Source organism: Candidatus Sulfuricurvum sp. RIFRC-1 (assembly GCF_000310245.1).
Classification (GTDB): domain Bacteria; phylum Campylobacterota; class Campylobacteria; order Campylobacterales; family Sulfurimonadaceae; genus Sulfuricurvum.
Genome location: NC_020505.1, coordinates 30885 through 57136, shown reverse-complemented (window position 1 = coordinate 57136; position 26252 = coordinate 30885). Strand labels below are relative to the sequence as shown.

At 45.7% G+C, this 26252-nt stretch carries 24 protein-coding genes; 10 read left to right on the top strand and 14 right to left on the bottom strand.

Going from position 1 to position 26252, the window contains the following annotated elements:
• Nucleotides 1-3: 3 nt before the first annotated feature.
• The gene (gene typA, locus B649_RS00270) at nucleotides 4-1809 is read right to left on the bottom strand and encodes a translational GTPase TypA (protein WP_015652496.1); all 1806 of its coding nucleotides are present in this window, start codon (nucleotides 1807-1809) and stop codon (nucleotides 4-6) included.
• A gap of 184 nt (nucleotides 1810-1993) precedes the next feature.
• Here typA and B649_RS00265 point away from each other — a divergent pair, with 184 nt between their 5' ends.
• The 6 genes from B649_RS00265 to B649_RS00240 all read left to right on the top strand — a co-directional run bounded on the left by B649_RS00265 (nucleotide 1994) and on the right by B649_RS00240 (nucleotide 9224).
• On the top strand, nucleotides 1994-3481 hold the full coding sequence (locus B649_RS00265) for a flagellar hook-length control protein FliK (RefSeq protein WP_015652495.1): 1488 nt from the start codon (nucleotides 1994-1996) through the stop codon (nucleotides 3479-3481).
• Between the two features lie 15 nt (nucleotides 3482-3496).
• Nucleotides 3497-4174, top strand: coding sequence for a flagellar hook capping FlgD N-terminal domain-containing protein (locus B649_RS00260; protein ID WP_015652494.1), 678 nt, complete (start codon nucleotides 3497-3499; stop codon nucleotides 4172-4174).
• A 2-nt stretch (nucleotides 4175-4176) separates the two neighbouring features.
• Nucleotides 4177-5517: a flagellar hook-basal body complex protein gene (locus tag B649_RS00255; protein ID WP_015652493.1), complete on the top strand. Its 1341-nt coding sequence runs from the start codon at nucleotides 4177-4179 to the stop codon at nucleotides 5515-5517.
• 51 nt (nucleotides 5518-5568) lie between these two features.
• Nucleotides 5569-7371, top strand: a complete 1803-nt coding sequence (locus B649_RS00250) for a flagellar hook-basal body complex protein (RefSeq protein ID WP_015652492.1) — start codon at nucleotides 5569-5571, stop codon at nucleotides 7369-7371.
• A gap of 232 nt (nucleotides 7372-7603) precedes the next feature.
• A complete protein-coding gene (locus B649_RS12000) occupies nucleotides 7604-8113 on the top strand; it encodes an RDD family protein (RefSeq protein ID WP_015652491.1) in 510 nt (169 codons plus the stop codon).
• A gap of 1 nt (nucleotide 8114) precedes the next feature.
• Nucleotides 8115-9224, top strand: coding sequence for an MFS transporter (locus tag B649_RS00240; protein WP_015652490.1), 1110 nt, complete (start codon nucleotides 8115-8117; stop codon nucleotides 9222-9224).
• On the opposite strand, the gene B649_RS00235 is transcribed toward B649_RS00240, so the two are convergent.
• Genes B649_RS00235 through B649_RS00220 form a run of 4 tightly spaced genes read right to left on the bottom strand, consistent with a single transcriptional unit; the run spans nucleotide 9225 to nucleotide 11311 of the window.
• A complete protein-coding gene (locus B649_RS00235; RefSeq protein ID WP_015652489.1) occupies nucleotides 9225-10070 on the bottom strand; it encodes a mechanosensitive ion channel domain-containing protein in 846 nt (281 codons plus the stop codon). It lies immediately after the preceding gene.
• Between the two features lie 11 nt (nucleotides 10071-10081).
• Nucleotides 10082-10702 carry an NAD(P)H-dependent oxidoreductase gene (locus tag B649_RS00230; protein WP_015652488.1) on the bottom strand — a complete coding sequence of 207 codons (621 nt, stop codon included), beginning with the start codon at nucleotides 10700-10702 and terminating at the stop codon, nucleotides 10082-10084.
• Nucleotides 10695-11027 (bottom strand): DUF309 domain-containing protein, encoded by a 333-nt coding sequence (locus B649_RS00225; RefSeq protein WP_291750910.1) that lies wholly within the window; start codon nucleotides 11025-11027, stop codon nucleotides 10695-10697. Before B649_RS00225 ends, B649_RS00230 begins: the two co-directional genes overlap by 8 nt.
• Nucleotides 11003-11311 (bottom strand): hypothetical protein, encoded by a 309-nt coding sequence (locus B649_RS00220; RefSeq protein ID WP_015652486.1) that lies wholly within the window; start codon nucleotides 11309-11311, stop codon nucleotides 11003-11005. Before B649_RS00220 ends, B649_RS00225 begins: the two co-directional genes overlap by 25 nt.
• Nucleotides 11312-11394: 83 nt before the next feature.
• On the opposite strand from B649_RS00220, the gene B649_RS00215 reads away from it, so the two are divergent.
• Nucleotides 11395-14223, top strand: coding sequence for a helicase-related protein (locus B649_RS00215; protein ID WP_015652485.1), 2829 nt, complete (start codon nucleotides 11395-11397; stop codon nucleotides 14221-14223).
• Here the strand turns inward: B649_RS00215 and B649_RS00210 are convergent.
• The 6 genes from B649_RS00210 to B649_RS00185 form a co-directional block, all read right to left on the bottom strand.
• Nucleotides 14211-15200, bottom strand: a complete 990-nt coding sequence (locus B649_RS00210) for an HD-GYP domain-containing protein (RefSeq protein ID WP_015652484.1) — start codon at nucleotides 15198-15200, stop codon at nucleotides 14211-14213. The genes B649_RS00215 and B649_RS00210 overlap by 13 nt on opposite strands.
• 12 nt (nucleotides 15201-15212) lie before the next feature.
• Nucleotides 15213-15827, bottom strand: coding sequence for a hypothetical protein (locus tag B649_RS00205; RefSeq protein ID WP_015652483.1), 615 nt, complete (start codon nucleotides 15825-15827; stop codon nucleotides 15213-15215).
• A complete protein-coding gene (locus B649_RS00200; protein WP_015652482.1) occupies nucleotides 15824-16777 on the bottom strand; it encodes an HD-GYP domain-containing protein in 954 nt (317 codons plus the stop codon). The genes B649_RS00205 and B649_RS00200 overlap by 4 nt, the downstream gene beginning before the upstream one ends.
• Before the next feature lie 9 nt (nucleotides 16778-16786).
• Nucleotides 16787-17284: a YajQ family cyclic di-GMP-binding protein gene (locus B649_RS00195; RefSeq protein WP_015652481.1), complete on the bottom strand. Its 498-nt coding sequence runs from the start codon at nucleotides 17282-17284 to the stop codon at nucleotides 16787-16789.
• A gap of 207 nt (nucleotides 17285-17491) precedes the next feature.
• On the bottom strand, nucleotides 17492-18187 hold the full coding sequence (locus tag B649_RS00190; RefSeq protein ID WP_015652480.1) for a 2Fe-2S iron-sulfur cluster-binding protein: 696 nt from the start codon (nucleotides 18185-18187) through the stop codon (nucleotides 17492-17494).
• 139 nt (nucleotides 18188-18326) lie between these two features.
• A complete protein-coding gene (locus B649_RS00185; protein ID WP_015652479.1) occupies nucleotides 18327-19928 on the bottom strand; it encodes an FAD-dependent oxidoreductase in 1602 nt (533 codons plus the stop codon).
• A 90-nt stretch (nucleotides 19929-20018) separates the two neighbouring features.
• Here B649_RS00185 and B649_RS00180 point away from each other — a divergent pair, with 90 nt between their 5' ends.
• On the top strand, nucleotides 20019-20924 hold the full coding sequence (locus tag B649_RS00180; RefSeq protein WP_015652478.1) for an AEC family transporter: 906 nt from the start codon (nucleotides 20019-20021) through the stop codon (nucleotides 20922-20924).
• Nucleotides 20925-20983: 59 nt separating this feature from the next.
• On the opposite strand, the gene B649_RS00175 is transcribed toward B649_RS00180, so the two are convergent.
• From B649_RS00175 to rpsU, 3 genes are all read right to left on the bottom strand, one after another.
• A complete protein-coding gene (locus B649_RS00175) occupies nucleotides 20984-21913 on the bottom strand; it encodes a D-2-hydroxyacid dehydrogenase (RefSeq protein ID WP_015652477.1) in 930 nt (309 codons plus the stop codon).
• Nucleotides 21910-23073 (bottom strand): formate-dependent phosphoribosylglycinamide formyltransferase, encoded by a 1164-nt coding sequence (gene purT / locus B649_RS00170; protein ID WP_015652476.1) that lies wholly within the window; start codon nucleotides 23071-23073, stop codon nucleotides 21910-21912. Before purT ends, B649_RS00175 begins: the two co-directional genes overlap by 4 nt.
• Before the next feature lie 120 nt (nucleotides 23074-23193).
• Nucleotides 23194-23406 carry a 30S ribosomal protein S21 gene (rpsU, locus tag B649_RS00165; RefSeq protein WP_015652475.1) on the bottom strand — a complete coding sequence of 71 codons (213 nt, stop codon included), beginning with the start codon at nucleotides 23404-23406 and terminating at the stop codon, nucleotides 23194-23196.
• A 103-nt stretch (nucleotides 23407-23509) separates the two neighbouring features.
• Between rpsU and dnaG the strand changes: the two genes are divergently transcribed.
• Complete coding sequence (gene dnaG, locus B649_RS00160; RefSeq protein WP_015652474.1) at nucleotides 23510-25156, top strand: DNA primase; 1647 nt, start codon at nucleotides 23510-23512, stop codon at nucleotides 25154-25156.
• Between the two features lie 97 nt (nucleotides 25157-25253).
• Nucleotides 25254-26225, top strand: coding sequence for an argininosuccinate synthase domain-containing protein (locus tag B649_RS00155; RefSeq protein WP_015652473.1), 972 nt, complete (start codon nucleotides 25254-25256; stop codon nucleotides 26223-26225).
• The last annotated feature ends 27 nt before the right edge of the window (nucleotides 26226-26252 follow it).

Below are 26252 nucleotides of genomic sequence, written 5' to 3'. Positions count from 1 at the left end.
AGATTACTTCTTAGCTCCGTAACGTTTACGATCACTAGGATCCAACCAACGTTTACGGATACGGATACTAATCGGAGTAACTTCGAGAAGTTCATCGTCTTCGATCCACTCTAGTGCACGCTCAAGGTTCATATCACGTGGTGGAACGAGTTTGATCGCTTCGTCTGCACCTGATGAACGTACGTTTGATTGTGCTTTACCTTTGATCGGGTTAACGTCAAGGTCGTTTGAACGACTGTGCTCACCGATGATCATACCTTTGTACACTTTCGTTTGAGGCGCTGTGAAAAGAACACCGCGATCTTGAAGGTTGAACAATGAGTACGCCAACGCAACACCGTCTTCCATAGAGATCAATGCTCCGTACTGGCGGCTCTCAACGTTACCGGTATAAGGACGGAATTCAAGGAACGAGTGATTCATTACACCCTCACCTTTGGTATCCGTCAAAAATTGACCACGGAAACCGATCAAACCACGTGCAGGAATTTCGAACTCTACGCGGGTAAAGCCCTCACCCATCGGTACCATCGCTTTCATTTCCGCTTTACGGCGGCCAAGACGCTCGATGATCGTACCTGCATTGTCTGCCGGAAGGTCAACAACAAGGTGCTCGAACGGTTCACATTTGACCCCTTCGATCTCTTTTACGATAACTTCAGGACGTCCGATACCGAACTCAAATCCTTCACGACGCATATTTTCAGCAAGAATCGTGATTTGAAGCTCACCACGACCGGAAACGATAAATTTACCTTCTCCAACCGTTTCGTAACGCATCGCTACGTTGGTGTTCATCTCAGAATCAAGACGCTCACGGATTTTGTTTGCGGTAACGTGTTTACCCTCTTGACCTGCAAGTGGAGAATCATTAACCGAGAAAACAACGGTCAATGTAGGCTCTTCAATGTGCATAGGGTCAAGTGGCATAGGGTTTGCTGGATCACAGATAGTATCCCCAACATCTACCGTTTCGATACCGGCAACGGCAACGATATCACCCGCTTCCGCTTCTTGGATTTCCATACGGTTCAATCCGAGGAATCCGATCAATTTAGAAATTTTACCTTTGACCATTTCACCGTCAGCTTTTGCAAGGAGGATGTTATCCCCTTTTGCAATTTTACCGTTGAAGATACGGGCAATACCGATTTTACCGACATAGTTATCGTAGTCAAGGGTGAAAACTTGCAACTGAGTCGAGTTTTCTGCATCACCGGTAGGCTCAGGTACTTTGTCCAAGATCGTATCAAACAAACATTTGAAATCGCCATCAGGCTCAGACATGTCCATTTTCGCGATACCATCACGCGCCGCAGCATAAACGATCGGGAAATCGAGTTGATCTTCCGTCGCATCCATCGCTACGAAGAGGTCGAATACTTCATCTACTACACGCTCAGGGTCAGCGGATGGTTTATCGATTTTGTTGATAACAACGATTGGCTTGATCCCAAGGGCAAGCATTTTCTTAACAACGAATTTCGTTTGAGGCATAACACCCTCATACGCATCGACGAGAATCAACGCTCCGTCAACCATTTTCAAAACACGCTCAACCTCACCGCCGAAGTCGGCGTGGCCCGGAGTGTCGATAATGTTAATCTTGTGATCGCCGTAGCGAACCGCAGTGTTTTTAGAGAGAATGGTGATCCCGCGCTCTTTTTCAAGGGCGTTAGAGTCCATCGCTCTTTCATTCACTTGTTCGTGGCTTCCATATGTACCAGATTGCTTGAGCAATCCGTCAACTAGAGTCGTTTTACCGTGGTCAACGTGCGCGATTACGGCGATATTACGAATTTTTTGCATTGCTGTCCTTCATGAATAGGGCAAAGATTTTCGCGGATTATATCTCACATAAGGTTAAGGTAGTGTTAAGGCATGAGAGTATTATTACAGAAAGATTACTTTTATGAAGTGGAATATTTTTTGCTTTAAGTTATCTACTTTAAACAAAAAGAGTGTCTAATGTACACTCACCTAAGGATCATCCATGATCATTCACAGCAAAGGGGACAAAGCGCAAAGCTCGCTCATCGATTTGTTGGGGGGGAATGCCAAAAAAACCTCTACGACGAAATCGAATGACTTGTTTTCAAAGCTTTTAAACTCGTTTGGAATGCAAGTCAAAGATAGTGAGATGAACATCACTGCTTCCAATGATTTCAAAACGGTTATCGACCCTAAAAATCTACCAACCAATCCTTCCGTAAAAAAGGATGACCTAAAACCTTCTCTCATTAAAGAGCTTCAGTCTTTATTAAGCGGAAGTGATGAAAAAGAATCGCTACTCGTTTCCAAAGAGCTCATAGGGACTCTCTCTAGTGATCAGGTACGTACTCTCATTTATCGGGCAAAAGAGTATCTTAAAAATGAGATTACTACCAAAGTTCCTGAGTATCAAGCGGAGACAAAGAGCCTGCCAAAAACCTTGTTAGGGCTCGTTCAATTGGCTGAAAAGATGGGGTTGGAACCTCAGAGCATCTCTTTATCTACCCTTATTAGTGATGAACAAGAGCGCTCTGCTTTTACCCCTGAGATCCTAACAAAACCTCTTTTAGAGACAAAAATGGTTGCAGCTTTACCGATAGCGGCTCCGGAAGAAACCACGTTTGAAGCAATTACGCAGCTGTTGCGTGAGATAAAAGGCAAAGAGCAAAAAAATACCGATAGACCTCTCACAGAACCTTTAGACGATAAAGAGACAAAGAAAACATCCGAATCTCAGCCGTTAAAAGCACTTCTGCAAAATATCGACAAACGGGAAACCATTGCACCGACTGTTGCAGCGGAAAAGACTCCGGTAACAGCCACGCCGGCAGCAACAGTTTTAGTCGCTCTAGCTACTTCACCCTCAGCAAACACTCCTGAAACCGAAAAAGCGGTTCAACATACGACCATCAATCCAAAAGCAGAGAGTTTACTCACTCTTTTACAAGGGAGCAATGAGTCCAACGACTCCAAGAGTGAAGGTTCCCATACCGTAAAAATCGAGGGAGACTCATCCAAAGCGATGCATGTTCCCAAAGCCGATTCAATCGAAGTGAAATCAAAAGAAGCGCAGCAGAGTATGCGTATTTTTGCCGGTGAGCTTAAAGAGGCCGTCCAAGAGTATAAACCGCCTTTTACCCGGCTAACCATGAAACTCAATCCCGAAAAGCTGGGAGAGGTCGAAGTAACGCTCGTTCAACGGGGCAATAATGTTCATGTCAATATCCAATCCAACAATACCTCCAGCATCGCTTTTTTAGCGCACAATGCGACGGAGCTTAAAGCCCAATTGGCACAATTGGGAATCACTAACGCTACGATGAACTTTATGTCCGGCGGAGAGAATCAACAACAAAGCAATGCTCAAAATCAACAGCATCAACAAGAGCAGCGTCAAAATGCTTTCCAATCGTATGAGTCGTTCGAAGAACTCACCCTGAACGAAGAGCAATTATCAGCTCTTGAAATCATCATTCCGCATTACGCGTAACCAGAGGAGACTATTATGGCTATCGACGCATACGGCAACACGCTAGGTGCTGCTTCAACAACAACGACCGCTTCTACAAGTACAACAAACCCTAACAGCGTTTTAGGAAAAGACGATTTTCTAAAGTTGCTCCTTTTGGAACTCAAATATCAAGATCCAACCGCACCAATGGACAGTGAGAAAATTTTGTCTCAAACTTCTCAACTCGCGGCACTTGAAGCATCTGAAAATACCAATAAAGCTCTTTCAGAGCTTGCCACTTCATTGAGCTCCTCTCTACAATACTCTGGTATTGCTGCAATCGGCAAAATCGCTGATACGGGGAGCAATGCTATCGTTTTGAGCAAAGGGGAGGATGTTGATTTTGAACTCTATTTCCCGGATGATGTCAGCACCGGCACTGTCAATATTTTAGACAAAAACGGTAATAAACTCCGCGCAATGAATATCGGAGCAACCGATGCAGGTATCGCTAAATACACCTGGGACGGAACCAATGACAGCGGCCTTACTCTCGATGAAGGAGTCTATTATGTCGAATCTGAATACACTAAAACAGATGGTACCACCGCTACGGCACGAGTAGGTTTATATCCAATCGAATCGATCAAATTTGACAGCGGTAAAACCTATGCCAAACTCGGATCAAGCTATATAGACTTTAGCACGATCAAAGAAGTGACAGGTAATTAATCATGACACAGGGATACTACGCAGGAATCATGGGGATACAAACCCATCAATATGGATTGGATGTCGTTGCGGACAATTTGGCCAATTCCGGTACTACTGCCTATAAAAGTACAACAACCGAATTTGCCGATCTATTTAGTAAAGTCATTAATTCTCACTCTTCAACACCTACAAGCGATGACATCGGTTATGGCGTTAAACTTCAGGCTACCAGCTTTCAGTTCGCACAGGGTGCGCTTATGCCTTCCGATCGTTATACTGATTTGGCACTTGAAGGGAATGGATGGTTTGGGGTTATGACCACCAATGACAAATATTACTATTCCCGCGATGGAAGTTTCTCTTTTGATACCTATCAGAAAAATGAAGGGGATGTAAACTCTTCCGCTGCACGTTTAGTTACCGCCGATGGTATGTTTGTTCGAGGGACAATGCTGAGCAATTTTGCCTACAACAGCGCATTTGATTATGGCGATACCGCCTCTAATGCAACTCCGGGAGCGTATGTTATCAGTAATCCTACCAGCGAAGCTGAATTGAGTACAGCCGGTGAACAAGGGATTCTAGAGTTTCCAACTCGTATAGCCTATCCGGTTGTTCCTACGACAGAAACAAGTTTTTTCGGGAATCTCGGTGTCGAAAATACCTCTCGCACCATCAGTGCCGATGTTGTCAGTGCCGCGAATGAGGTTAACCGTCTCAAACTCTCCTTTAGTATGAGTGCTACACAGCCCTCAGAAGGGGTTGCATGGGATGTTGTTGCCACCGTTACCTCAAATGATGGAAGTATTACTTACGATACCAAAAACGGGCAAGCGATTTTTGGTCAATCCGGAGCACTTTCGAGCTTTGACATCACATCGATGAACAACGACGGAACAGAGGTTTCCGTTGATTTGGGAACCGGTTACAGCGGTGTCATTTCGATTGACGGTGTTGGAACCAGCGGATCATCACGTTCCGACGGTGTTTCGGGGGGAACCCTTACCAAATACGGTATTAATCTTAACGGCGTTATCGTCGCTGATTTCTCGAACGGCCGTCAAAGCGCCATCGGAAGAGTTGCGGTCTTTCATTTTCAAAATGATCAAGGATTGAATCGTGAAGGGGGTACCTACTTTCAAGAGAGTTCCGATAGCGGGGAACCTATCTTTTGGACCGATGAAAACGGTAATGCCATCAATGGTGCACTGGTACGAAGCGGAAATCTTGAAGCCTCTAACGTCCGTGTCGATGTGGGTCTAACCGATATGATTATCATGCAGCGTGCCTATCAGGCCAACTCAAAAACCATTACGACCGTAGATGAGATGATCCAAAAAGCCCTCTCAATGCACCGTTAAAAATGGACCATTTTTTGCTTATGTATTTTACTTTGTCATAAAGGACATATTATGTTACGATCACTTTTCGCAGGTGTTACCGGATTGCAATCGCATCAGATCGCAATGGACGTTGAGTCTAATAATATTGCTAACGTTAATACCATCGGGTATAAATACTCTCGTGCAAACTTTTCGGATTTGTTGGCTCAAACCAATCAAATCGCGACGGCTCCGCAGGGAGAACTCGGTGGTAAAAATGCCGTTCAAATCGGTCTAGGGGCTTCGGTGACTTCGGTTACTCGTATCCATTCTCAAGGATCGATCCAAAATACCGATAAAAATACCGACGTTGCGATCCAAGGTGACGGCTTCTTTATCGTCAGCTCGGATGGGGGAAATACCTATAAATACTCTCGTTCCGGAGACTTTAAATTCGACGCATCGGGTAACTTCGTCGACAATAACGGCTTTATCGTCCAAGGATGGGTACGTGATGAAGATACCGGCCTCGTCGATTCAACCGCACCGATCGCCAACATCCAAATCCCGCCCGGACTTACAACTCCGGCAAATGCGAGTACACAGGTGGTTGTCAAAGCCAATCTCAGTTCCAGTGGAACGGTCGAACAATACAGCCCAACCTATACACTCGACTCAACCGCAGGGGTTGGAGCAAGTGAAACAACCGAAGATATGGGTGTTATGTTCAATGCCAGCGGCGAAGCATTCCAGTTAGCTGCCTCAACAACGGCAAGCCCATATACAGGACAAGGTATTGTTGTCTCATTTGACGGGGGAACTACTACCCAAAACTTTCGCTATACCAATGATGCGACCTTAGCCGGTACCACTGATGCAACGACAACGCCGGATACCTATTATTTCCAAACAACAGAAAATCTAAGAGCCGGGTTGCAAACTATGGCTGTAGCCCAATCAGCAGGTGCTACGGTTACGGTGAATGATCAGGGTAAGTTTATTGTCAGCAACACAGCTGGATCAGCAATAACCCTTTCTGTATCAGCGATTACCGATGTAAATACGGTTGAAAATACCCGTTTTACCCAAAATTTTGCCACTATGGCAGGTGCTTTACCGGTCGGAACATCGGTTAAACAATCGCAAGCGGTCAATGCGGCAACCCACTCAGCCAGTATCGACATTTATGATTCACTTGGGTCTAAACATACCGTTAAGATGGACTTCCGTAAACAAACGGTCAATACTATCAATGGTGTAACCGAATGGGGTTATACCATTACGGTTCCTCAGCCGGGTTCAATCGGCGGTATCGCTCCCAACCAAAATATTTTAGAGGGGGGAATTATCCAGTTTGGAAGTAACGGGGAACTTGCCGGCTATAATCTTCCAAGTATCGATTTTTCCCCAAATAACGGTGCGGCGCCCAACCAAGCAGTTGCACTAGATTTTGGATCAATCGGTGCATTCGACGGTATTACCAGTTTTGATAATGACTCTGCTACCAGCGGTATCTCTCAAGACGGTTTCCCGGGCGGGGATTTGGTCGGTATCCGAATTGACCAAAGCGGTACGTTAGTCGGATCTTTCTCAAACGGACGTTCATTTGGTTTGGCACAAATCGGAATGGCGAAGTTCTCGAATAACGAAGGGTTAGTAAGCGATGGCGGAAACGTTTATCTGCAATCAGCCAACTCCGGCGATCCGATTATCGGTACGGCGGCAACGGCAGGACGAGGATTTATGCAATCTTCGGCACTCGAAGCATCCAACGTCGATTTATCTAAATCACTAACCAACCTTATCATTATCCAGCGCGGTTATCAAGCTAACGGTAAAACGATTACCACCTCTGATACCCTTCTCGAAACCCTTATCGGGCTCAAACGTTAACACGCATAGCGTGTTAACCAATCTCTTAATCATCATCTATTTGTTTTTTTTGTTTTAGAATTGTTTGTCGGGAGTATAGAGGCTCGACGAGTAAGGAGTCTCGCCGAGGCTTTGAAACTTAAGGAGTGAGTGATGAATGAAAAAAATCTCTATTGACTTGCTGCTGTCAATCGGGATAAAAGAATTATGAACCAAATTGGTAAACGAATGGTAATAACGTTATAATTGCGTTATGAGATGGCGCACCCTTAAAACTAAAAAACAATCTTATCCGCAACTGCAAAAAGCAAAAACACTGTTTGCCCCTTTTTGGCCTCGTGCAGCTGGATTTGTGACCGATATCTTTATGATCGGCTTACCGATCTCCCTCCTCACTATGGCGATTTTCGGATACGATCAGATGCACACTGCCAGCGGTTTGGACGTATTGGTTCATGACCCAAAAGCGCAGAGCAATCCTCCAAATCCCATCGCTTCCATCACCCAGATAAGCTTATTTCTGATTACCTACGTTTGGCTTTGGCATGTCAGCGGTCAAACACCGGGGAAAAAGCTCTCCCGTATCCGAGTTGTCGATGCACAAACACTCCAAAATGCCTCTATAGGGAAGCTAACACTCCGTTTTATCGGTTATTTTATCTCCCTTATCACCCTGATCGGATTTTTTATCGGTCTCTTTCGTAAAGACAAGCGCGCCCTTCATGATCTTCTAAGCGGCACTGCCGTAATACGTGTCCCCTAACGTGGCTGTTTTAATTTCCTCTTTTTATTTTTTCTATTTTGCCCTGATCGGGGTGCACATTATTTTCATCCCAAAAATCCTCTCTGAGGTTGGATATGATCCGCTCCAAATCGGAATTATTTTTGCCTCGGCACCCCTTGTCCGCTTTGCTCTGCCGTTTTTATTTTTAAAAGGGTTTCGACTGGATCAAAAAACGTTTTTTACCGCACTCCTGCTGATGGGACTTAGTGCGGTTGGTTTTTATCCTACTCTGGAGCATTTCTGGCCTCTGCTGCTTGTTAACATCTCCTTTGGTATCGGTATCGCCCTCATCCTCCCCTACATCGAAGTCATCGCGCTGGAACATATCGGACGAGAGCGTTATGGCCGTATTCGCCTTTTTGGCTCACTGGGATTTATCGCTGTTTCACTCGTGCTGGTTAAATTTCTGAGCACTCCGTATGTAGGGATCAGCTTTTTAATCGCAATGGCCCTTATTACACTGATATACGGAGCACTGATCGGAAGAACTCAGCACGGAACAACGTCAAGTGAATGCGGGGAAAAGGACGATCTTTGCCTCTTCTCAATACGTGAGCATATACCGCTGTGGATCGGGTTTTTCCTGATGCAGGTGAGCTTTGGTCCTTTTTACAATTTTTTTACCATCTATACAACCGATCACGGTATCTCTTTGGAAACTACCGTATGGTTGTGGAGCTTTGGAGTTATCGCAGAGATTTTGATGTTCTATTTTCAAGGGCCGTTATTGCGGGGAAATTTACAAAAGATTCTCGTGATCACCGCATTTATGACCGCACTGCGATGGATGATTGTCGCACTGTTCCCTGACACCACGACACTCTTATTTGCGGCTCAAAGTCTCCATGCCTTTAGTTTTGCCCTGTTCCATACGGCCGCAATCGCAATGCTTTTTGAACTCTATCATGCACGCCGGCTGTCTCAACAGTTTTTCTTTGGAATTTCGTATGGTCTTGGGGGATTTATCGGGGCTATCGGAGCAGGGGCACTTTATCAGTATACCCCGAAATGGTTGTTTGTAGGGGGAGCAATTGCCGCATTGGGCGCAGCCGTTGCGTTCAAAATCGCTAGAAAGAGAACTGACGCTTAATCAGTTATCCCTTTTTTTAAGGTGCAAATCCATTTGCGGAAACGGAACGGTAATGTGGTGCTTATCAAATTCAAGCTTTACCGATTCAGTGATTTCGAACGATACATTCCAATAATCCTCTACGATTACCCACGGGCGGACAATCAACTGTACCCCATCCCGTTCCAAAGCACCCACGGCCACAATCGGTTCCGGCTCTTTGAGTACCTTTTCGTGCGATTGAAGGACGTTCATGACCACTTCTTTCGCCACCCTCAAATCATCTTTATAATCGATTACAAATGTCATATCGATCCGGCGGGTTTGATTTCCGGTGTAGTTTATAATGTTACCGGCGATCAATGCCCCATTGGGGATAATGATGGAGCGGTTATCCGTCGTTGTAAGGGTCGTCGAGAAAAGATTAATCGATTTAACATTACCCATAACCCCTGATGCTTCGATAAAATCTCCCACTTTAAACGGACGAAAAAAGATAATAAGAACTGCCGCCCCGACATTGGCAAGGGTATCTTTTAGTGCCAAACCGATTGCTAAACCTGCGGCACCAAAAATGGCCATAAACGAGGTCGTCTCAACCCCGACGTTGCTGATGGCAGCAACAATGATCATAATGATCAAAACGACATAAAGGGCATTGCTTGCAAAGGAGATCAATGTCGGATCGACTCCGGCACGCTCCATACCTCGCCGCATCAACGCGATAATTTTACGAGCTACCCATTTTCCGATAAAGAAAATGAGGAGCGCACCGAGGATTTTCAACCCGTACTCGGTTGAATATTCTAATACGATATCACTGTAGTGAGCCACTTTGTCTTCTACGTGTTCAATCTTGCTTAGCATGTGATGATTCCTTAGCGGTATTCAACGATCTGTTTGATGCTTAATCGTTTTTGCTCACTTTGAGCTTTAACACGATATCCAAACGCGCAGATAACGGCTACGCTGTGACCATATTCCAGATCCAGAATCGCTTCGACTTCCTCTTTCTCAAAACCCTCGATTGGACAACTGTCGATCTCTAGTGTTGCCGCATAGGTCATCATGTTCGCCATCGCGATGTAACACTGTTTTGCCGTCCAGTTCTCCAACAGCACTTCATCCTCCTCAATGGGTTCTAAATAGTTTTTATAGACCTCCATGTAGGTATCGACCGCTTCGGGAGAGAGACCTCGACGTTCAAACATTTTACGGACATAAGGCGTAGCGCTGCGAACCGTATCATTATCGGTGGTAAACACCACAAGTTCGGAACATTCGGTAATCTGATTTTGATTCCAACAGGCACTTTTAAGTGCTTTGCGCAGATTCGGATTGCGTACCACAATCACTCTCCACGGCTCCATCCCGAATGATGAGGGGGAGGAACGCACCACCTCCAGCATCGATTCAAACTGCTCGGCCGGAATCTGTTTTTCAGCATCAAATACTTTACACGCATGACGAAATGCCATCGCATTTAAAAATTCAGACATAATGCCCCTTTGTAGTTTCAATAAGTTCTCTTATTCTAACGTAGAGTTGTTTATGGGGAGTCATAAGATTCTCCAAAAGAGGGGAATATTTGAGATAGGTTTGCCATGCAACTTCTGCGGGGTTTGGACGTCCCCGTTTAATAAGTTCAAAACAGACCGCCGCATTGATAAACCCTTTCCAGAGCTTTACCTCATCGTCATCTTCAAAACGGCGCGGATACCATAGGTGTTCCAAATCCGCATGGGCATCGTAAAAACGCTCCTCCCTCATCGAACACTCATACGCGGCAAATGCGGTGGTTATACTCTCAAATTCTTGCGCCAATACCCTCGCCCTCCTCGTAAACTGATACACACATGATTCGGAAATTTGGATCGAAACTCATGCAACCGCTCTTTAGAGGATTTGCCACTGTCGCAGTAGAAAACAAATACGCTCCCCTCCGACTCCGATTTCAGCAGCGGCGGAGCATAAAGAGTGGTTTCTATCCCATCGATAGGATTGAGAATCGTATCGATCAACAGTACTTTGATCCCTTCTGCCTCTAACGCCTTTTTGTTCCGTAAAAATTCTTCTTGCGTCCATTCATCGACACTTAAATCGACCATTGTCTCGTCCCGTCTATTATTTTATGAGAGTTTATCAAAGCAATAAATGCTTTAGCCTTAGGATTTTAGGCTACACTTACACTATGGCAAAGAAAAAGAAAAAAATGATCAAACTTAACCAATCCATCCGCCATTTTTTCGGCGATGAAGGGTTCGATGAGGGGATAGAGAGAGTTCCGACCGAGGCACTTATCGCCCTCGCCCATACGCTGGGTATCTTTAACGGCACAACCGATAAAACAGGCTTAATTAAAACTTTCCGCCGTTTATGGTCAGAAGGGGAAAGCGACAACCGCGAAATGATCGTCGCTTTTTTCAAACAAGAGGGGAAAATTTACCCCAATCCAAAACCCAAAGAGAAGCCGCATGAGAGAGAAGAAAAGATCGATGAACTTCTCGAAGCATTTGAGCTGAGCGACGCTGAGCGACGCGATCTTCATGCCTCGTTTATCGATATACGTACCCGCAAAATCACCCCGGATAAAATCGCCTCCAAGTTAGAGCATATCCGCTACACCCGAAAACGGGAATCCCTTGAAAAAGCGGTAGAAGGGAAATTCAATTTTGACGATTCGCTAGAGTATTACGCTCCGATCACCTACCGACTCGACGGTGAGAGTTTTACCAAAATCCATGTCCTTAAAACAGCGCCGTTGAATGAAAAACGGCTCCATGAAGAGGCTTTGGAGATCTTGGCCCCTGAGATCACTGAACTTAAAAATGGACTAACACAACAAAAACAGGCCCAAACGGATCTGTTTTTATCCTCCCTTAACCTCACGGCTCACCGTTATCTTAGCCGTGAGCAGATTATTGCTTCGCTCAAAAGTGCACCCCCTTCGACCCAAACCTACGGTTCACTCAACATCGATATTTTACGAGATGTTTTGGCACGCCATCTGCATACTCCACTCACATCGATTACCTCCGATGATCTGATCATCGAAATAGATAAACAGCTTCCGCTTCCACATCGTGCACAGGCGCTTAAATATACGCTGTCCCTCCATCTGGATGCAAATGAGCTGAGCCGACAAATCTGGAACGAAGAAGAGCTCACCATCACCACAATGGTAGAAGAACAAAGCATCCACGAAGAGAGAGCCTTTTTAAATGAGTTAGAGCATTTGATGAATGAGTGCCGAGAACGCTCCAAACTTTTGGAAATGAACGAAGAGTCACTTTATGCTATCGTATATGAGTTACTTCTGCCCTATCTTACCCTTACACCCCACATCAGTTCTAAAACGTCACGGCGGGTATTGTTTTCCTACGATCAACGAATCGCGAGTGAACTGCTCAAACGTCAGCGCCAAGCATTGTTAGCGCGAACCGTACGCGATTTTAAAAATCTTTTTCCCCTCGCTCGCTCACTCCGCCGCCGTCTCATTTTTAACACGGGTCCCACAAACAGCGGTAAAACCTATACGGCATTTCAACAGCTCAAAAAAGCAGGGACAGGATACTATCTCGCACCTCTGCGTTTGTTAGCATTGGAGGGGTACGAGACTCTTCGGGATGAGGGTGTCAGCGCGTCGCTCATCACCGGAGAAGAACAGCTCCTGGATGAAGATGCGACCCATATCAGCTCCACCATCGAAATGTTAAGCTTCGAGGTTGAGGTCGATTGCTGTGTCATCGATGAGGTACAGATGATCGACGATCGAGACCGTGGATGGGCCTGGGCAAATGCCATTATCGGCGCTCCGGCTAAAACGGTCATTATGACGGGTTCACCCAATGCCCGTGAAGCTGTTATCGCGTTAGCCGAATATTTGGGTGAACCGCTTGAGATTGTTGAGTTTGAGCGGAAAAACCCTCTCGAACTCCTCAAATCTGCTACCCCTATCGACGCAATCGAACCTAAAACAGCTGTTATCGCCTTTACCCGTTCCAATGCCCTGCGGCTCAAACAACAACTCTCCAAAACGTACCGTACCAGCGTCATCTATGGGAATCTCAGTCCTGAAGTACGCCGCGAGGAAGCGCGCCGTTTCCGTGAAGGGGAGACCGATATCCTCGTTGCGACCGACGCCATCAGCATGGGATTAAACCTTCCCATTAAAACGCTCCTTTTCTCTAAAGCCGATAAATTTGACGGGCAAAACCAACGAAACCTCACTTCAACCGAAGTACGGCAAATTTCAGGTCGGGCAGGACGGTACGGGCTAAGTGAAAAAGGGTATGTCGGAGCGCTCACCAACGATGTCCTTAAAACCGTTTCGACCCTGTTTACCAAAAACATCGAACCTATTACTCTGCCGTTTAACGTTATGGCAAACTTCGATCACATTATGCTCGTCTCGAATATTTTAGAGGAGAGATCCCTTTCCAACATCGTCGATTTTTTTGTCCAAAACATGAAATTTGAAGGACCGTTCCGTGCCGCAAACCTCGAATCGATGCAGGAGGCCTCGGCTATCGTCGATCGATATGATTTGGACATGCGTACCAAATACACCCTCGCTACCGCACCGTTATCGACCTCATCTCCACTGGTGATGGCGGCATTCGAGCGTTACGTGAGGGCTCTGGAGCAAAAAAAACCGATCGCCTACATTCCTCCGCAGCGTTTGGGGAATCATGCCCTCTCCATGGAGGAGCTTCAGGAGGCAGAAGACCGAATCAAAGAGATCAGTCTCTATTTATGGCTGTCGTATCGGATGGGAGAGTTTTTCGTAGATGCGGAAAAAGCGCGAACATTTCGGGGAGAGCTGAACCGATTTATCGAAAACTCACTCCAACAAAGCCATTTTGTACCGCGATGCAAAACATGCGGAAAACCGTTAGCGCCAAATGCAGAATTTGCCATCTGCCAAAGTTGTTTTAACAACCTCAACCGCTCCAAAGCACGGCAATCGCCCCCGTCCAACTTTCACCCAAGAGAGAAAAAGCGCTCCTACAGAGGCTGATCTCTCCGCTGCATTTGGATAAATGAATCCACCATATGTATATCCAAATGATTTTTCATCGTCTCTTTCATCAAATAAAGAGCATCGTACGAACTTAATCTCTCTTTATAAGGCCGTTTTGTCGATAAGGCATCAAACACATCACAAACCCCTATAATACGGGCAAAAAGGGTAATTTTACTCTCTGATAAGCCATCAGGGTATCCGCTTCCGTCGAGTTTTTCATGATGATGACGGATTCCATCGAGAACAAGGGTATCCTTAATACCGATTTTCAAAGCAATCGCATAACCATAAGCAGGATGATGTTTCATTTGCTCATACTCATCATGGGTCAATATCCCTTTTTTGTTAGTAATGGCACGATCCACTTTACTTTTCCCTAAATCATGCAACAATGCCGACATACCGAGTTCTTCGAGCATATGAGCGTTCAACCCCAGATATGAGCCTAAACTCAAGGCATACACACAAACATTGATCGAATGGGTATGGGTGTAATAATCATACGCCGTAATCTTAATCAACGATTCAATCGCATGCTTGTCGCTGAAAATTGTCTCTACAAAAACATTAACCACTTTTCTTGATTTGGGTACATTTTCCAACGCTTCAGGATTATCAAACATCTCATCCAAGATGATGGATGCCTGCCGATAAATCACAGCTGCTTTTTTCGTGATAGCAATATGGCTGTTTTGAGCTACGGTTTGAACAATAATATCGATAAATTTATTGTATATCGGGAGATCTTCTTCTCGGATATAAAGAACGTGTGTCTGATCGATCCTCGCTTTAGTCTCCTTATCAAGCGGCTCATTTTTGCCTAAAAGAAGCTCCTTTTCCTCACGATCCCCTACCGCGACGTACAAATCGCACTCCAACATATCCCCAACATCCAAAATCCATTTTTCGATCTGAACGTATCGCTGCATTTCGGTTGAGGGAATAGCATGCTGAATACGAATCTGTTTCATCATTACATCTTATTAAAGTAAATCGGTATAATCGTATTGAGAAGGGTTCAAAAAAATCTTCCCGTCTCTCAGGCTTAAACGTTTATCCCCATTCTCTACTGCCGATCCAAAACGACTTTTAACCCTTTTTTTCTCTTTGTCTTTGATCCGTTTGAGTTTTAAAAATGATTTGAGAGAAATCCATTCATCGATCTCTGTATCAACTACATCAGCATTAATGGCATCTGCTTCTTGCATTATTGCTTCTTCATTGGCATGAGAGAGAAATTTCGTGGCAACAACGTGTAAAACACTGCGCAACTGAGCATCTCGCTCTTTATAAATCTGTTCGACTTTAACCCTCTCATCGATTAACATCTGCTCTCGCTGGTCACGTAAACGGGTCGTCTCTTTTTCGAGGACGTCCACTTTTTCACGGAGCCGCTCATTCTCCTGCTCAATGTAGTGGGTATAACGGTTATCGCTTGCAACATTAGTCGCTGGGCTAGCTTTTGCTGACTCAACGGCAACGTATTTAACCCCATTCTCAACAATGCAATTTAAACTTCCGCGACGAATCCGGTTATGAATGGCCTCTTTGGAAACATTAAAATATTCTGCGGCATCTGCAATGGTCATCTTCTTCATTTTTGTCCTTGTTTATTTAACATACGGATAAACGCATCCACCATATTCATATCCAAATGTCCGACCATCTGCTGCTTCATCAACGAAAGCGATTCAAAAGAGCTCATCGGATCTTTATAAGAGCGTTTGGTAGAGAGAGCGTCAAACACATCACAAACACCAATAATACGAGCGAATTGACTGATTTTATCCCCCTTAAGATTATCGGGATAACCGCCCCCTTCTATCTTCTCATGATGATGTCGGATAGCGGTCAAAATCCGCTCATCGATAAGATTTAACTTCAATGCTAGTTCATGCCCAAAGGCAGGATGATGTTTCATCTGGGCGAACTCTTCATCCGTGAGCTTCCCATTTTTATTGATAATCTCATAATCGATTTTACTTTTCCCCAAATCATGCAAAATCGCCGCCATTCCCAACACTTCCAGATCTTTCCCATCGATCCCGAGAAAGGAGCCTAAACTAAGGGTGTAAATACTCACATTAATCGAGTGGGTATGCGTGTAATAATCGTGTGCCGTAATCTTCATCAGCGACTCAACCGCACAGCGGTCGCGCAAAATAATATCAATGAAATTATTGACAATCGGCTGCGCATTTTTAACATTTTCGAGAGATTCGGGATTTTTAAACATCAAATCCATCGATTCAGATGCTTTTTCGTAGACTAAACGGGCTTTTTGTTCGGTGGGTATATCACTATTTTTTGCGATACTTTGCAAATGCCGCTCTACGTAGGCTTTATAGCGGGCTTCATCTTCTTCAGAAACATATACCGACTCAATTTCGCGGAGTTTTACTTTTGCATTGCCATCGACTGCGGTATCGCTTTGCAAAAAGAGACTCATTGCCGTTTTGGCCTCATTGGTCAAAAAAAGGTTAAAATCGAGTTGAGACCCCTCCGTTATGAGTCGTTTATCAATCGCTTTATACCGTTTTTTGTTCATCAGAATATCTTAGCGAAAATTTTCAAATACGAGCGGAGCATCCCACTCCTGAGCTTTGATGTGCGCCATAATCTTTTGAAGTTCATCAATCTGTTTGGATTTCACACGTATGTAATCGCCCTCGATCGCCGCGCTTGCTTTTGTTTTGAGGTTTTTAATCTCTGCCATAATCTTTTTGGCTTCTTTGGACTCGATGCTGTCCACGATTTTATAAGTCGCTTTTCGCGCTCCCCCGCTTGCATCTTCGGTTTTCAATTCTTCCAATGCCTTGGAAGAGAGCCCCCGTTTAATAAGTCGTGCGATGACAATATCTTTGAGTGCGTCGAGCTTGTTATCGCTGGAAGCGAGGAGAATGAGCTGTTTCTCTTTTTCACGGTAATTGATTTCGTAGGTAATCCCTTTGAAGTCATAACGACCGATTGCCTCTTTTTCAGCTTGGGCAATCGCATCTTTGAAAGCTTGAAGATCAATTTTTGCGGAGATGTCGAGAGAGTGTTCTGATGCCATTGTATCTATCCTGTACAAACTTTATATTTATAACAGTTAGTATAACACACCAAAACCTTAATGTTTTAAAATCGCAAGCGATTTTCAGAGAAACATTTTTGCTAAAAACAAAAAGCGGTTCCCTTGTTTTGAGCCTACTGCTGAAGTAAACTCAGCGTTAGCGTAGCGCATTGGAGCTTTGCTTCGATGGCGTTTAAAATAATAGTATTAAAAATTCCATCCTCCCAAATCAAAACCTCCCCCAAAATTCATCGTCGGATCAGGATACCCCATCATACCGCTTTTGGTTCGTAACATTCGGATATCCTGTGCAGGTGCGATGTTCTGCGGACAAACAGGAACACATGCTCCACAGAGAGTACAATCCCAAATCCCGTTGGTTTGGATCGCCGCAATTTTGCTATCATAGTTTTCTTCACGAGGATCATTCACATAACGCCAAACACGAGTGAGTGCAAAGGGGCCGATAAAATCCGGATTCACCGCATAAACAGGACAGGCGCTGAAACACGACGTACACAAAATACAATCGCTTTGCGTCTCAATCCTCTCCATCTCATCGCTACTCACACTCTCGTTTGCACTCTCCTCGCTCCATGCCATCCCAACACGGTTAAAACGTTCGACAGATGAATTATCGACAACTAAATCTCGAATCACACGGGCGTTACGGATCGGCTCAACACAATCCCCATCGCTGGGTTTGTATTCGCACATCAGCTGCTCACGTCCATTCACCCGCACGGCACAACTACCGCAGACACCGCTGCGGCATCCATGCGAATAGGTGAGGGTCGGATCGATTTTGGTTTTAATGTGATTGAGAAGCGTAAGCAAAGTTACGTTTTCTAACTCGATGTTATACGTTTGTGATTCCTCGCCGCGAACAATAGCTATTTCCATCAGTCACACCACTCCCGCTCATTCTCTTCATCGTCGTCATATTCATCATCTTGATCATTTAAACGCGTAAGCGTCGGGCTTACAGCTAGAGCAAACCCAGTGTTAACGTAGCCGAACGGGACGCGTTCCGTCGGCGTATTTATCGTAAAAAATCCGCGCATAGCACTCCATCCTCTTTCCATGTAATTGTGTGGGCTCCGAACATTCGGTCATTACGTGCAGGTGCATCAATACGATAATGTGCCCCTCGGCTCTCGACACGGCTGATCGCACTCACCACGATAATCTCCGCTAACTCGATTTTGTTCCCAAACTCGATAAATTCAACCAAATTGGTATTGCAGATTTTAGACTTGTCGCGCGGCCCCATAAACGGTAACTCTTTTTGCATTTGGCGAATCGCCCCCAGAACTGCTTTGAGCCCCATATCATCCCTCACGAGTCCCACATTGTTATAGAAGATATTAGCGAGCATCTCCTGTTTTTGGTAAAAATCGATCTGATTGGTGAAATACATCACCCCACGGACAAAGTTCGTATCTTTGGCTAACTGGGTGTTTTCTAAAACGGGAGCAGGGTGTTTTACGCCGTATTCAACCGCATTTTTCCCGCATTCACGTCCAAAAACAACCAACTCCAAAAGCGAATTTCCCCCTAACCGGTTTGCTCCGTGTGTTTTATGGTTCGCACATTCACCGACGGCAAACAGCCCATTTACACTGCTCATACACTGGGCGTTTACTTCAATCCCCCCCATACTGTAATGGGCAGAAGGCTTGATCGGTATTAACTCTGACACCGGATCTATCCCCTCATAAATTTGCGCTAACTTTCTCTCCTGAGGAAGTTCATGGTTGATAAACGCTTCTCCGAGATGGCGGATATCGAGATAGACTGCACCGCTTTTATTGATTTCATCATGAATCGCACGTGCTACTATATCGCGAGAAGCGAGTTCATCGGTAAAGCGATCACCCTCCGCATCCACCAAATACCCTCCAGCGCCTCGAGCACTCTCAGAGATCAAAATTGAAGAGCTTTTAAGCGCGGTGGGATGGAACTGGATAAACTCCATATCGGCTAAGTGCGCCCCGGCACGTACCGCCGCCGCTAAACCATCACCGCTTGCTTGTACCGAGTTCGTCGAGTGTTTGCCATACAATGCTCCGTATCCGCCGGTTGCCAAAATCACCGCATCGGCGCGGATCTCTTCGACTTCGCCCGTTTCAATGTGTAAAAACGTCGCACCTAACACACGGTTAGTCTCTTCGTCTACGATAAGATTGAGTAAAAAACGCTCGTTCTTAAACTCAATCCCCGCTTTAAGACATTGGTCGTAGAGAGTATGGAGGAGTTTTAGCCCTGTGTAATCTTGTGCATAACAAGCACGCGGAGCCGATGCACCCCCCAGACGACGTCTTGCAATCTCACCCGATTCATTACGGCTAAACGGTAATCCGATAGAGTTACACCAACGAACCGCAGCAGGAGCCTTCTCGCACATCTGCGCAATTCGTGCTTCGTCCCCCAACCCTGCAGAGGAGCGTAGAGTATCGGCGATATGATTTTCGATGGTGTCATCGGAACCTAAAACGGCGTTCATCCCCCCCTGAGCCATCGAGGTTTGTGATCTTGTAGGAAGTGTTTTGGAAGCTACAATCACTTCTGCACCCGCTTCACGAGCCGAAAGTGCACTGACCAATCCTGCACCACCGCTCCCGATTATCAATACTTTTGCCATAATGATTGACTCCTTATTGTTGCGATTTTACCTGATGGAGTGTTAGCTCTAACTCAAAAAGATTGACTAATTTTTTGGATAAAATAAACTATGCAAACTTTATTCTCAATTATGGGTATCTACCTCTTTATCGCAGTCGGTTTCGGTGCCAAATGGGCGTTCAAAGAGAAAATTGACGACCGTACCATCACATTGCTCAGTGTCTATTTTTTACAAATTTTTCTTACCTTTTGGGGACTTCTCAAACGTCCTATCGATACAGAACTTCTCTTTGCTCCATCGCTCTATCTGGCGATCACCATCATTTCATTGCTGTTAATGATCCCTCTGTCAAAAATGCTCTTTCATAATCCCAAAGAGCGTTCCATCGCCACCGTTGCCGCTCTTATCGGTAATACGGGGAACCTCGGAATCCCTCTAGGAATCGCACTTTTTGGGGAACAAAGCGTCCCTTATCTCACCCTCATCAACCTCGTTAATGTTTTCGTGGTCTATACCATCGGAGTATTCTACTATTCACGAGGTGAGTTCAGCATGCGTGATTCTCTGATGAATATTCTCAAACTTCCCGTACTCTGGGCAGCACTGGTAGCGATCACACTAAACCTCATCGGTTACGTCCCAAGCCCTGCGGTGGATAAAACATTGATGATGGGAGCCTATGCCTCGATGACAATGCAGCTGGTGTTGTTTGGGATTTATCTATACGGCATTAAACTGGGCGAAATAAACGTTAGGCTCACGGTATGGGTCAATGGGACAAAGTTTATCCTGATCCCGCTGATCGCATTTGTCGTATTAGGGATGGTGGAGATGGATCCAATGGTGAAGGGGATTTTATTTTTGGAACTGATTGTTCCTCTGGCGGTGGCCAATGTCAATCTCGCATCGCTCTACAATTGCTCGCCCCGCACCGTTACAGTGGAGGTGTTTACGACATCGGTCGTTTTTTTGGGGATTGCGCTCGTATTGCCTACGCTGTTGCATCTATTTTAAAACGCCAAAGGAATATAATCCCTTTGGCTACGCTAGCCGCTGAGGCACTGAAGCTTGCCTCATACGAGGCAGAATTTTTTAATGTTTTGTATCGTAGCCGCAATAAGCCGTTCACGCGCTTCACGGGATGTCCATGCGATATGGGGAGTGATATAGAGGCGTTCAGGGTGTTTGATCGCTAACAACGGGTGTGGCGTTTTCATCGGCTCTTTGACTAACACATCCAAACCGACAAAGATTGGTTTCACATCGATGATAACCGAGAGAGCATCCTCATCGACGATTCCACCGCGTCCGAGGTTCAAAAGTACCGCTCCGTCTTTCATCTGCAACAGCTCAGAGTGAGAGATCAGATTTTCGGTCGAGGAATTAAGCGGTGCATGGATGGAGATAATATCGCTGTTTTCGATCAAACGGCTCAGTGTCGTTTTCTCATACTCGGCATTCTCATTTTTCCCCGATGTCGAGGTGTAACAAACGTTAGCACCGAAAGCTTTCGCTACATTTGCCACACCGCGACCGATTTCACCCAGTCCGATAATTCCCCACGTTTTTCCGCGAAGCTCGCTGAACGAAGGTCCGATATGGGCGAATACCGCCTCCTTCTGCCACTCACCGCTTTTGACATACTCGTCATAATAACGGCTGTGTCCCATCAGGTAAAACAACATCGAAAAGGTATGTTGAACGACCGCATCGGTCGAATATCCTGCCACATTTTTGACGGTAATTCCGCGACGCGTGGCCGCATCATGGTCGATGTTATTCATCCCCGTCGCCGCTACGCAAATGAGTTTGAGATTCGGAGCACTTTCCATCACAGTGTCACTAATCACCACTTTGTTCGTAACGATCACTTCCGCCTCTCGAACACGCTCTATCGTTTCATCGACAGATGTTGTCTGATAAACCACCACATCACCGAGAGCTTCAAACCCCGCTAACGAAGTATCGCCATACGTTAGTGCATCTAAAATGACGATTTTCATGCGTCTTGAATCTTTTTGATCAATTTTTTCGCTTTTTTGAGCGCTTTGTTCACTTTATCAAATACCAACACGACCGCCATACGTCGTCCGACGTGCGCTTCGGGTTTACCAAACACACGAACGAAACTGTTATCATCGAACAGCTCATCGGCGACATCAATCACCGGTTCATGCGATTCTACGCCCGATTTAAACGCCGCACTTGCCCCGTCGCCGTAGAACGTAAATCCAAGAGGAAGTCCTAGAACGGCACGTACATGAAGGGCAAATTCGCTTTGGCTTTGGGTAATCAATGTTACCATCCCCGTATCATGCGGACGCGGGCTCACTTCACTGAAATAAACTTCATCGCCTGCCACAAACAGCTCAACACCGAACAACCCTTTTCCGCCCAAACCGTCGGTAATCGCTTTGGCAATTTTTTGAGAACGCTTCAATGCCTTTTTCGACATCTCCATCGGCTGCCAGCTGTAGATGTAGTCGCCGTCTTTTTGGATATGCCCGATCGGCTCACAAAATACCGTCTCTACTCCGTTACGAGCAGTGAGCAAGGTGATCTCATAATCAAACCGGATAAACTCTTCGACGATCAGCTCGCTCGCATCCCCGCGTGCCTCTTTGGCAACTTCCCAAGAGTTTTCCAAATCAAATGGACTGTGAGCGATACTTTGTCCGTGACCGGAAGAGCTCATCACCGGTTTAATTACACACGGAAACCCGACATCCTCAGCCGCAGCGCACATATCTTCATAGGTACTCACAAAATGATAACGGCTTGTTTTAAGTCCTAACTCTTCGCTCGCGAAACGGCGGATATTTTTACGGTTCATCGTTTTGTTGACCGCTTCGGCATTGGGGATAACACAAAATCCTTCCGCTTCTGCCGCGAACAGTGCGTCGATACTGATCGCTTCGATTTCAGGGAGAATATAGTCCGGTTTCTCTTTTCGAATGATTTTCAATACCGCTTCTTGGTCTTGCATGTTAACGACATGAGATCGATTTGCGACTAAGTGTGCCGGAGCATGTTTATAACGGTCAACCGCGATCACTTCAATGCCGAGACGCTGTGCCTCGATCGCCACTTCTTTACCGAGTTCGCCGGAACCCAACAACATGATTTTTTTGGAATTGGTTTTGAGAGGTGCGCTAAAGAGCATAATGTAGCCTTGTGCAAAAATTGTTACACGAAGTTTATCATAGGGTTAGTAAAGGTTTTGTTACAAAGGGAAAAGTTGAGAGGGAAGAGGGTTGTAACCCAAGCGCCGAAGCGCAAGGAATTACAGGCGAGATTCGTAACGTCGCATCATATACAAACGTTTTAACATCTTTTTGCGAGCGCTGATTTTGAACTGTTTACGTTTTTCAGTCTCTGTAACATGGTTACGACGAGCACGGGCTTCAGTAACAATCAGATTACGATCTGTTTGTTTCTTGAAACGGCGGTAAGCAGCATCAAAGTTATCATCTTGTCTAAGAACGATACCAGGCATTCACATCACCTACTTTCTATTTAAAATTTTTCGAATTGGAATTATAGCATAGATGTATCCAAAATAACATATAACCAAAGCCCCATTACGCTAAAATATCCTTATGATTACCCAAGACTCCATTGAGGCTCTCAAAGCCCGACTTGATATTGTCGATATCGTCGGCTCGTACATCGAGCTCAAACGTGCCGGAAGCAGCTTCAAAGCGCCCTGCCCGTTTCATGATGAGAAGTCCCCCAGCTTTGTCGTCAATCCCTCACGCCAAAGCTACCACTGTTTCGGATGCGGAGCACACGGTGATGGGATTAAATTTATCATGGAATACGAGAAACTCAACTATCCCGAAGCAATCGAGAAGTTAGCCGCATCAAGCAATTTCAGCCTCCACTACACCGACGACACCAAACAAAAAAAACGTTCCAACCTTCTCGAAACCCTCAACGACTGGTATCAAAAACTCCTCGAAGAGAAACGAGATGCGATGGAATATCTCCATGAACGGGGAATTTATGCCTCCAGCATTGAGCGGTTCGGGATCGGCTACGCCCCCACCTCACCTGAGACACTTCGATTTTTAGACCAGCGCAAACTCCCAACTGCTGAAGCACTTGAGCAAGGAGCCATCGGACGGGGGGATGATGGACGCCTTTTTGCCCGTTTTATCGAGCGGATCACATTCCCCATCCACTCCACCAGCGGAGCTATCGTTGGATTTGGCGGACGTACGATTACGGGACATCAAGCGAAATACGTCAACTCCTCCCAAAGTGCCATTTTTAACAAATCGCGTCTATTGTATGCCTATCACCTCGCCCGAGAAGCGATCTACCGCCGCCGAGAGATCATCGTCACCGAAGGGTATCTCGATGTTGTAATGCTCCATCAGGCGGGATTCACCCATGCCGTCGCGACACTGGGGACCGCTCTTACCGCTGAACATCTCCCGCTATTGCGAAAAGGTGAGCCGAAAATATTCCTCGCATATGATGGGGATAAAGCCGGACGTGCCGCCGCATATAAAGCATCCAAGCTTTTGAGTATGTCGGGTTTTGATGGAGGAGTAGTTTTATTTGAGGGGGGACTTGACCCCGCCGATATGATCAAAAATGGTCAAATCGAACAGCTTAATGCCCTATTGCACCGACCGATCCCTTTTATCGAATTTGTAATCTCCGAGATGATTGACGCTTACGATCTGCAAGACCCAAAAGCCAAAGAGACGGCACTGCATGAGAATATCGCATTCCTCAAAACCCTCTCTCCACTTCTCCAAGAAGAGTATCGCCCTTTTGTCGCTTCAAGATTAGGGATATCACCCTCTCTGATCCAAGTGGGACGCACCAACAAAACCGCAAGCGCGCAACCGATCAATTTTTCCCATCACGATATTTGGGAACTTAGCTTTATCAAAACTCTATTGGAACGTCCATATATCACCAATACCCTCCTCGATTTTATCGACGGAAGTCTCTTGCAATACCACAGCAGTGAGTTTGAAGCAGCACTCCAAGGACGCCATGACGATCCCCGTCTCAGTGCATTGATGATGGATGATCGAATACGTACTTTTGAGGGGGATGAGGGACTGCGAGCAGAGCTTATGACTTTCTTGAGTGCCCATTATAACCGTGAACTCAAAAAAGTAACAACGCAAAATACGATATCATTCGATCAAAAATCGTACCTAATACGTCAATTTCGTGAGAAAATCGAACGCCTCAAACGGGGCGAACTCGTCCCACTCAGCTAATCTCCCGTTCGCCCTGAGCCTGTCGAAGGGTGAACCCGCTCATGGTTCGACAAACTCACCACGAACGGGAATGACAATCATAATATAGGAATACTCCATGAAAGCTATCGCATTATTTAGCGGCGGTCTCGACTCAACTATCGCGGCGAAACTCATTATCGATCAGGGGATTGAAGTAATCGCCTGCAACATCAATACCGGTTTCGGTTCCACCAAAGACCGACTTGCTCACATGAAAAATATGTGCGAACAAGTAGGAGCTGAATTTCGAAGCGTCGATATCCGCGATGAGTATATCAAAGAGGTCCTCTTTTCCCCCAAATACGGCTACGGAAAAAACTTCAATCCCTGCATCGACTGCCATGCTAAAATGTTTGAGGTGGCCAAACGTCTCATGGAAGAGTGGGGAGCGAGCTTTCTGATCAGCGGTGAAGTTCTGGGGCAACGCCCAATGAGCCAAAATCGTGAATCGCTCGATAAAGTGCTCAATCTCAGTAACTGCGGCGGGTTGCTTTTACGTCCCATGAGTGCCAAATCACTTGAGCTGACAATTCCCGAAATCAACGGTTGGGTAGATCGTGAAAAACTCGAAAACATCAGCGGACGCAATCGTGAACGTCAAATGGAACTTGCTCAGCAGTTCGGGCTTAAAGATTACGAGGCACCGGGAGGAGGATGTCTCCTCACCGATGAGAAGTTCTCCAATAAAATTCGTGATTTTATCGCCCATGATACCTTTAGTGTTGAAGATATCCCGACACTCAAATACGGTCGCCAGCTCCGTCTTAGCGAGGGGGCAAAACTCATCATCGGACGTAATGCCGAGGATAATGAGATACTGGAGAGAATTGAGAATTCCAAATACCTTCATATCACAACCGAACTCTTCGGGCCTCACTCACTTATCTCACGCAATGCAAGTGATAACGACCGTGTGTTAGCGGCAAAACTGGTGTTAGCGTATTGTAAACAGGATTTTGAAGGGGAACAAACATTAATGTTTGGGGAGACAGGAGTAACCACCGTTAGCGACATGAGTCGCAATGATGCTCAAAAATACTTTATCTGATTTCGTCATTCCCGTGAAGACGGAAAT

Excerpts from the sequence above, each read along its gene's own strand:
- B649_RS00195 (WP_015652481.1), bottom strand. The coding sequence starts at position 17,284 with ATGGCATCAGAACACTCTCTCGACATCTCCGCAAAAATTGATCTTCAA.
- B649_RS00210 (WP_015652484.1), bottom strand. The coding sequence starts at position 15,200 with ATGAAACAGATTCGTATTCAGCATGCTATTCCCTCAACCGAAATGCAG.
- B649_RS12000 (WP_015652491.1), top strand. The coding sequence starts at position 7,604 with ATGAGATGGCGCACCCTTAAAACTAAAAAACAATCTTATCCGCAACTG.
- B649_RS00190 (WP_015652480.1), bottom strand. The coding sequence starts at position 18,187 with ATGGAAATAGCTATTGTTCGCGGCGAGGAATCACAAACGTATAACATC.
- B649_RS00255 (WP_015652493.1), top strand. The coding sequence starts at position 4,177 with ATGACACAGGGATACTACGCAGGAATCATGGGGATACAAACCCATCAA.
- rpsU (WP_015652475.1), bottom strand. The coding sequence starts at position 23,406 with ATGCCTGGTATCGTTCTTAGACAAGATGATAACTTTGATGCTGCTTAC.
- B649_RS00235 (WP_015652489.1), bottom strand. The coding sequence starts at position 10,070 with ATGCTAAGCAAGATTGAACACGTAGAAGACAAAGTGGCTCACTACAGT.
- B649_RS00260 (WP_015652494.1), top strand. The coding sequence starts at position 3,497 with ATGGCTATCGACGCATACGGCAACACGCTAGGTGCTGCTTCAACAACA.
- B649_RS00215 (WP_015652485.1), top strand. The coding sequence starts at position 11,395 with ATGGCAAAGAAAAAGAAAAAAATGATCAAACTTAACCAATCCATCCGC.
- B649_RS00220 (WP_015652486.1), bottom strand. The coding sequence starts at position 11,311 with ATGGTCGATTTAAGTGTCGATGAATGGACGCAAGAAGAATTTTTACGG.
- B649_RS00265 (WP_015652495.1), top strand. The coding sequence starts at position 1,994 with ATGATCATTCACAGCAAAGGGGACAAAGCGCAAAGCTCGCTCATCGAT.
- dnaG (WP_015652474.1), top strand. The coding sequence starts at position 23,510 with ATGATTACCCAAGACTCCATTGAGGCTCTCAAAGCCCGACTTGATATT.
- B649_RS00200 (WP_015652482.1), bottom strand. The coding sequence starts at position 16,777 with ATGAACAAAAAACGGTATAAAGCGATTGATAAACGACTCATAACGGAG.
- B649_RS00250 (WP_015652492.1), top strand. The coding sequence starts at position 5,569 with ATGTTACGATCACTTTTCGCAGGTGTTACCGGATTGCAATCGCATCAG.
- purT (WP_015652476.1), bottom strand. The coding sequence starts at position 23,073 with ATGCTCTTTAGCGCACCTCTCAAAACCAATTCCAAAAAAATCATGTTG.
- B649_RS00155 (WP_015652473.1), top strand. The coding sequence starts at position 25,254 with ATGAAAGCTATCGCATTATTTAGCGGCGGTCTCGACTCAACTATCGCG.
- B649_RS00205 (WP_015652483.1), bottom strand. The coding sequence starts at position 15,827 with ATGAAGAAGATGACCATTGCAGATGCCGCAGAATATTTTAATGTTTCC.
- B649_RS00180 (WP_015652478.1), top strand. The coding sequence starts at position 20,019 with ATGCAAACTTTATTCTCAATTATGGGTATCTACCTCTTTATCGCAGTC.
- B649_RS00230 (WP_015652488.1), bottom strand. The coding sequence starts at position 10,702 with ATGTCTGAATTTTTAAATGCGATGGCATTTCGTCATGCGTGTAAAGTA.
- B649_RS00185 (WP_015652479.1), bottom strand. The coding sequence starts at position 19,928 with ATGGCAAAAGTATTGATAATCGGGAGCGGTGGTGCAGGATTGGTCAGT.
- typA (WP_015652496.1), bottom strand. The coding sequence starts at position 1,809 with ATGCAAAAAATTCGTAATATCGCCGTAATCGCGCACGTTGACCACGGT.
- B649_RS00175 (WP_015652477.1), bottom strand. The coding sequence starts at position 21,913 with ATGAAAATCGTCATTTTAGATGCACTAACGTATGGCGATACTTCGTTA.